1 protein-coding gene and 1 pseudogene are annotated in these 2,062 nt (G+C 36.7%); both read right to left on the reverse strand.

Features of this window, described 5'->3' with window-relative positions; all coding sequences use genetic code 11:
- Positions 1 to 398: pseudogene (locus tag C6H18_RS08650) on the reverse strand (hypothetical protein); the annotation flags it as partial.
- Positions 399 to 663: 265 nt separating this feature from the next.
- Positions 664 to 1,758 carry a DNA-methyltransferase gene (locus C6H18_RS08655; protein ID WP_233704119.1) on the reverse strand — a complete coding sequence of 365 codons (1,095 nt, stop codon included), beginning with the start codon at positions 1,756 to 1,758 and terminating at the stop codon, positions 664 to 666.
- Positions 1,759 to 2,062: the final 304 nt, after the last annotated feature.

Raw genomic sequence — 2,062 nt, forward strand, 5'->3', positions numbered from 1 at the left:
TCACTATCCCATACAATATACCCCCCCCCCACCCACCTACAATCCTCTTTATTTGCTATCTCTTTATTGAACATCTTAGTTACTCTAGCATAGCCCATTTTTAAAAACTGCTGAAAATACCAACCCGATCGCAAGAGACATTTTTCATAATGTTTGGAGTTTTTTGCTTTTTTAGAAATGTAATTTTTCACGGCATTAAGGTTTAGTGTTGGTATAAGCCTATTTTCATCTTCAAAGATTATTTTGTCTTGGAATCTTGTTGCGAATTTGGTCAAGAAATTTTCTTTGTGTGTGATAATGATAATGTTTTGAGGCTCTAAAAACTTTAAAATATACTCTATTCTTTGTTCTAATCCTTCTATATCAAGGCTTTTAAGTGGCATAACAATTGAAAACATTATAAATCCTTATTTTCTTTTATTTTTAATTTGCAGTATCAAATCCCCCTAACGCTAAAATTTAAGCTTTTTATCAATCCCACCTGCATAGTCTATCCTATTATTATTGCTTCCTATCACACAATAATAAGGAATAGTTTAACATATCTCCTGCATTTCTTTAGCAAATACTTAGATAATTATTTTTATGCGCTTTTTTATTGCTTTTAAGGAATGTTCTAAAAATTTCTCGTAACTCTTACTATCCATTATTAAGCTTTTCCTTTTAACTCTTCCTCGCTTTTTGCGCCCTGTTGCGATATTCCTTGCGAACACTATCTAGCAAAACATAGGAATCCCCCCTTTTTACTTCCCAATAAACAAAGCCATTCAGTCTTTTTGCTTTTGCCTTTTTAAGATAAGCAGCAAGAGAGTGAATATCATAAATCCCTCCTTCAAACTCAAGCTTCCCCTCATCTGCAAGTGTCGCCTCAAATGCGGTGCTTTTAAGGGAGAGCTTCTCCCCAATATGCAAAAACCCTGATTCAATCATCTCTTTTAGGCTTACTTTCAAGGGCTTTTTGTCAAACTCCGCCCTTGTAATGGGGCAATCCTCAAAAGCAATAGAATCTAGTCGCTTCCTGCCATACTCAATATACTTAGGGTTTTGCTCAAAGCTTATGTAATTCCTGCCAAGCCTCTTTGCCACTGCTACTGTGGTCATCGTCCCGCCAAAGGGGTCTAGCACAATATCGCCTAGTTTAGAGCTAATGGCGATTATGCGATAGAGAAGTGATTCTGGCTTTTGAGTATTATGGAGTTTATCTCCATTTATATCTTTAAGCCTTTCTTTGCCACTACAAACAGGGATTTTCCACACACTGCCTAGCTGCTTACGCCCTCCATTTTCAAAGCCTACAATCTCGCAATTTAGCTCTTTTGCCGTTTTATAATTAAAAGTATATTTCGCCTTTTTGTCCTTTGTCGCCCAAAGGAGAGTTTCGTGCGAGTTATTCAGCCTCGTGCCACGAAAGTTTGGCGTAGGGTTGCTTTTATGCCAAATCACATCATTAATAAACCAAAAGCCAAGCTCTTGCATAACCCCACCAAGGCTATAAATGCACTGCATTGAGCCAATCACCCATAGACTTCCATTAGGCTTTAGGATTCTCTTACACTCTCTAAGCCACTTTTTGCTAAATTTTACATAATCTGCATTGTCTCTAAAGCTATCCCAAATATCATCGCAACCGCTAAAATCACTCCCCTCTGGTCTTTGTAAGCTACCTTCAACACGCATAAAATAAGGCGGGTCAGCAAAGATTAAATCAATACTATAATCAGGGATTGTTTGTAGTAGCTTTAAGCTATTGCCTTGCAAGATTTGGTTAAGGGGTAAGGTTTTGATGATGGCTCCTTTGGGTGTGTTTAAATTGTATGTGTTTTGATAGAATTTTAACGTATTTAGATTTTTTAATCGATATGCCTTTTAGGCTTTTTTGTTATATTGCAATTCTTCCGTTGTTATGCCTAGTCTCATATTTATTGTTTGTGGATTCCATTGTCATATTGGGGCAAAACCTAAGTGTCTCTATCTTTTGTCATATTGAGGGATTTATCCCGAAATATCTCTAACCTTACCTCTTGTCATATCGAATTTCCCTTTTGTCATATTGAGTTTGCCT

Origin of the sequence: Helicobacter mesocricetorum (genome assembly GCF_900198605.1) — a bacterium.
Lineage (GTDB): Bacteria > Campylobacterota > Campylobacteria > Campylobacterales > Helicobacteraceae > Helicobacter_D > Helicobacter_D mesocricetorum.